General features: G+C 62.4%; 3 protein-coding genes. All 3 read left to right on the top strand.

The features are described 5' to 3' along the window. Positions 1 to 237, top strand: a 237-nt coding sequence (locus tag ACIBSV_RS50545) for an EamA family transporter (RefSeq protein ID WP_395874758.1), incomplete at its 5' end; no start/stop codon positions are given. A gap of 142 nt (positions 238 to 379) precedes the next feature. Further along, positions 380 to 940, top strand: coding sequence for a recombinase family protein (locus ACIBSV_RS50540; RefSeq protein WP_031330283.1), 561 nt, complete (start codon positions 380 to 382; stop codon positions 938 to 940). Positions 941 to 942: 2 nt separating this feature from the next. Further along, positions 943 to 3,909 (top strand): Tn3 family transposase, encoded by a 2,967-nt coding sequence (locus tag ACIBSV_RS50535; RefSeq protein ID WP_395874756.1) that lies wholly within the window; start codon positions 943 to 945, stop codon positions 3,907 to 3,909. Positions 3,910 to 4,089 lie beyond the last annotated feature (180 nt).

The following is a 4,089-nucleotide window of genomic DNA, read 5'->3' as shown; positions in this document are numbered from 1 at the left end:
CCCAAGACATGGCTTTTCCTCGGGTTGTCCGGCTTGGCGACCGGAGCGTCATGGGTCTGCTACTTCCGGGCGCTCAAGATCGGCGATGCATCCAAAGTCGCGCCGGTAGACAAACTCAGTCTCGTACTGGTGGCGGTGTTTGCGTTCACGTTTCTTGGTGAACGCCCGTCGCTCCGCGAGTGGTCTGGTATTGCGATGGTCGCTGGTGGTGTTTTGTTACTGGCGTTCAAGCGCTAATGCGTCAACTTGAGCTATACCCTATCCTGATGTCAGGAAGAGTCACCCAATATCGTCAGAATAGAGTTGGTATTTATATTTCTTGACACATACGGCGAAAGGTCATAGCTTTTTTCCTGACACTTTCGTATTGGGAGGCATCTTGCAGGGTCAACGCATCGGCTACGTCCGGGTCAGCAGCTTCGACCAGAACCCGGAACGGCAACTGGAGCATGTCGAAGTCGGCAAGGTGTTTACCGACAAGGCGTCGGGCAAGGACACGCAGCGGCCCGAGCTTGATTCGCTGCTGGCCTTCGTGCGCGAAGGCGACACCGTGGTGGTTCACAGCATGGATCGCTTGGCGCGCAACCTCGATGACTTGCGTCGCCTTGTACAAAAGCTGACCAAGCGCGGCGTGCGCATCGAGTTCGTCAAGGAAAGCCTGACCTTCACCGGCGAGGATTCGCCGATGGCGAACCTGATGCTGTCGGTCATGGGGGCGTTCGCCGAATTCGAGCGGGCCTTGATTCGCGAGCGGCAGCGGGAAGGCATCGCGCTCGCCAAACAGCGCGGAGCCTACCGGGGCCGCAAGAAAGCGCTGTCGCCCGAACAGGTAGCCGATCTACAGCAGCGTGCCGCCGCCGGCGAACAAAAAGCGAAGCTGGCCCGTGAGTTTGGTGTGAGCCGGGAGACCCTGTATCAATACTTGAGATTGGATCAATAGATATGCCGCGTCGTTCCATCCTGTCCGCCGCCGAGCGGGAAAGCCTGCTGGCGTTGCCGGACACCAAGGACGACCTAGTTCGACATTACACGTTCAGCGATACCGATCTTTCCATTATCCGGCAGCGGCGCGGGCCTGCGAATCGCTTGGGCTTTGCCGTCCAACTCTGCTACTTGCGCTTTCCCGGTATCATCCTTGGCGCCGATAAGCCACCGTTTCCGCCCTTGTTGAAGCTGGTCGCCGACCAGCTCAAGGTTAGCGTCGAAAGCTGGGACGAGTACGGGCAGCGGGAGCAGACCCGGCGCGAGCACCTGGTCGAACTGCAAAAGGTGTTCGGCTTCCAGCCGTTCACCATGAGCCACTACCGGCAGGGTGTCCACACGCTGACCGAGTTGGCCATGCAAACCGATAAGGGCATTGTGCTGGCCAGCGCTTTGATCGACCATCTGCGCCGGCAGGCGACTATTCTGCCTGCCCTCAACGCCGTCGAGCGAGCCAGCGCCGAAGCGATCACTCGCGCTAACCGGCGCATATATGACGCTCTGGCCGAACCGCTGTCAGACGTGCATCGTCGCCGCCTCGACGATCTGCTCAAGCGCCGTGACAACGGCAAGACGACCTGGCTGGCTTGGCTGCGCCAGTCACCGGCCAAGCCGAATTCGCGGCATATGCTCGAACACATCGAACGCCTCAAGGCGTGGCAGGCACTCGACCTGCCCGCCGGCATCGAGCGGCTGGTTCACCAGAACCGGCTGCTCAAGATCGCCCGCGAGGGCGGTCAGATGACGCCCGCCGATCTGGCCAAGTTCGAGGCGCAGCGGCGCTACGCGACCCTGGTCGCGCTCGCCATAGAGGGCATGGCCACCGTCACCGACGAAATCATCGACCTGCACGACCGCATCTTGGGCAAGCTGTTCAACGCCGCCAAAAACAAGCATCAGCAGCAATTCCAGGCGTCCGGCAAGGCAATCAATGCCAAGGTGCGGCTGTTCGGCCGCATCGGCCAAGCGTTAATCGAAGCCAAACAATCCGGCCGCGATCCGTTCGCCGCCATCGAGACCGTCATGCCCTGGGATGCCTTCGCCGAGAGCGTCACCGAGGCGCAGAAACTCGCGCAACCCGAGGACTTCGATTTCCTGCATCGCATCGGCGAGAGCTATGCGACCTTGCGGCGCTATGCACCGGAATTTCTCGCCGTGCTCAAGCTACGGGCCGCGCCAGCCGCCAAGGACGTGCTCGACGCCATCGAGGTGCTGCGCGACATGAACAACGACAACGTCCGCAAGGTACCCGCCGACGCACCGACCGAGTTCATCAAGCCGCGCTGGCAGAAGCTGGTCATCACCGACACCGGCATCGACCGGCGTTACTACGAACTGTGTGCGCTCTCCGAACTCAAGAACGCGCTGCGCTCCGGCGACGTGTGGGTGCATGGATCGCGCCAGTTCAAGGACTTCGAGGACTACCTGGTGCCGCCCGCAAAGTTCGCCAGCCTCAAGCAGTCCAGCGAATTGCCGCTGGCCGTGGCCACCGACTGCGACCAGTACCTGCACGACCGGCTGACGCTGCTGGAAACGCAGGTTGCCACGGTCAACCGCATGGCAGCGGCCAACGACCTGCCGGATGCGATCATCACCGAGTCGGGCCTGAAGATCACGCCGCTGGATGCGGCGGTACCCGACACCGCGCAGGCGCTGATCGACCAGACAGCCATGATCCTGCCACATGTCAAGATCACCGAACTGCTGCTCGAAGTCGATGAGTGGACGGACTTCACCCGCCATTTCACGCACCTGAAATCGGACGACCTCGCCAAGGACAAAAACCTGCTGCTGACCACCATCCTGGCCGACGCGATCAACCTGGGTCTGACCAAGATGGCCGAGTCCTGCCCCGGTACGACCTACGCCAAGCTGGCCTGGCTGCAAGCCTGGCACATCCGGGACGAAACCTACGGGGCGGCGCTGGCCGATCTGGTCAACGCGCAGTTCTGCCAACCGTTCGCCGAGCACTGGGGCGACGGCACCACGTCATCATCGGACGGCCAGAACTTCCGCACCGGCAGCAAGGCCGACAGCACGGGCCACATCAACCCGAAATACGGCAGCAGCCCAGGCCGGACGTTCTACACCCACATTTCCGACCAGTACGCGCCGTTCCACACCAAGGTTGTGAACGTCGGCGTGCGCGACTCGACCTACGTGCTCGACGGCTTGCTTTACCACGAATCCGACCTGCGCATCGAGGAGCACTACACCGACACGGCAGGCTTCACCGATCACGTCTTTGCGTTGATGCACCTCTTGGGCTTCCGCTTCGCGCCGCGCATCCGCGACCTGGGCGACACCAAGCTCTACATCCCGAAGGGCGATGCCGCCTACGAGACGCTGAAACCGATGATCGGCGGCTCGCTCAACATCAAGCACGTCCGCGCCCATTGGGACGAAATCTTGCGGCTGGCCACCTCGATCAAGCAGGGCACGGTGACAGCCTCGCTGATGCTGCGCAAGCTGGGCAGCTACCCACGCCAGAACGGCTTGGCCGTGGCGCTGCGCGAGCTGGGGCGCATCGAGCGCACGCTGTTCATCCTGGACTGGCTGCAAAGCGTCGAGCTGCGCCGCCGCGTGCATGCCGGGCTGAACAAGGGCGAGGCGCGCAACGCGCTGGCCCGCGCCGTGTTCTTCAACCGCCTTGGGGAAATCCGCGACCGCAGTTTCGAGCAGCAGCGCTACCGGGCCAGCGGCCTCAACCTGGTGACGGCGGCCATCGTCTTGTGGAACACGGTCTACCTGGAGCGTGCCGCGAACGCCTTACGTGGCCACGGCCAAGCTGTCGATGACACCCTGTTGCAGTACCTGTCGCCACTGGGCTGGGAGCACATCAACCTGACCGGCGACTACCTCTGGCGCAGCAGCGCCAAGATCGGCGCGGGCAAGTTCAGGCCGTTACGACCACTGCAACCGGCTTAGCGTGCTTTATTTTCCGTTTTCTGAGGCGACCCCTTAGAGGAATGTCGGCATCGGACGCTCGCCATCATCCGGCGCGGGCTTGTGAGCGGCAGGCTGTGATGATGGTGGGTTGCAGTCCGCCAAGTGAGGGGCCAACAAGGCCTCCAGCGCTCCCGGCCCGTGCAGCGCGTCATAGCTGCC

Origin of the sequence: Embleya sp. NPDC050154 (assembly GCF_044460165.1) — a bacterium.
Taxonomy (GTDB): domain Bacteria; phylum Actinomycetota; class Actinomycetes; order Streptomycetales; family Streptomycetaceae; genus Embleya.
This window is presented reverse-complemented; position numbering and strand designations above follow the sequence as displayed.

Excerpts from the sequence above, each read along its gene's own strand:
- ACIBSV_RS50535 (WP_395874756.1), top strand. The coding sequence starts at position 943 with ATGCCGCGTCGTTCCATCCTGTCCGCCGCCGAGCGGGAAAGCCTGCTG.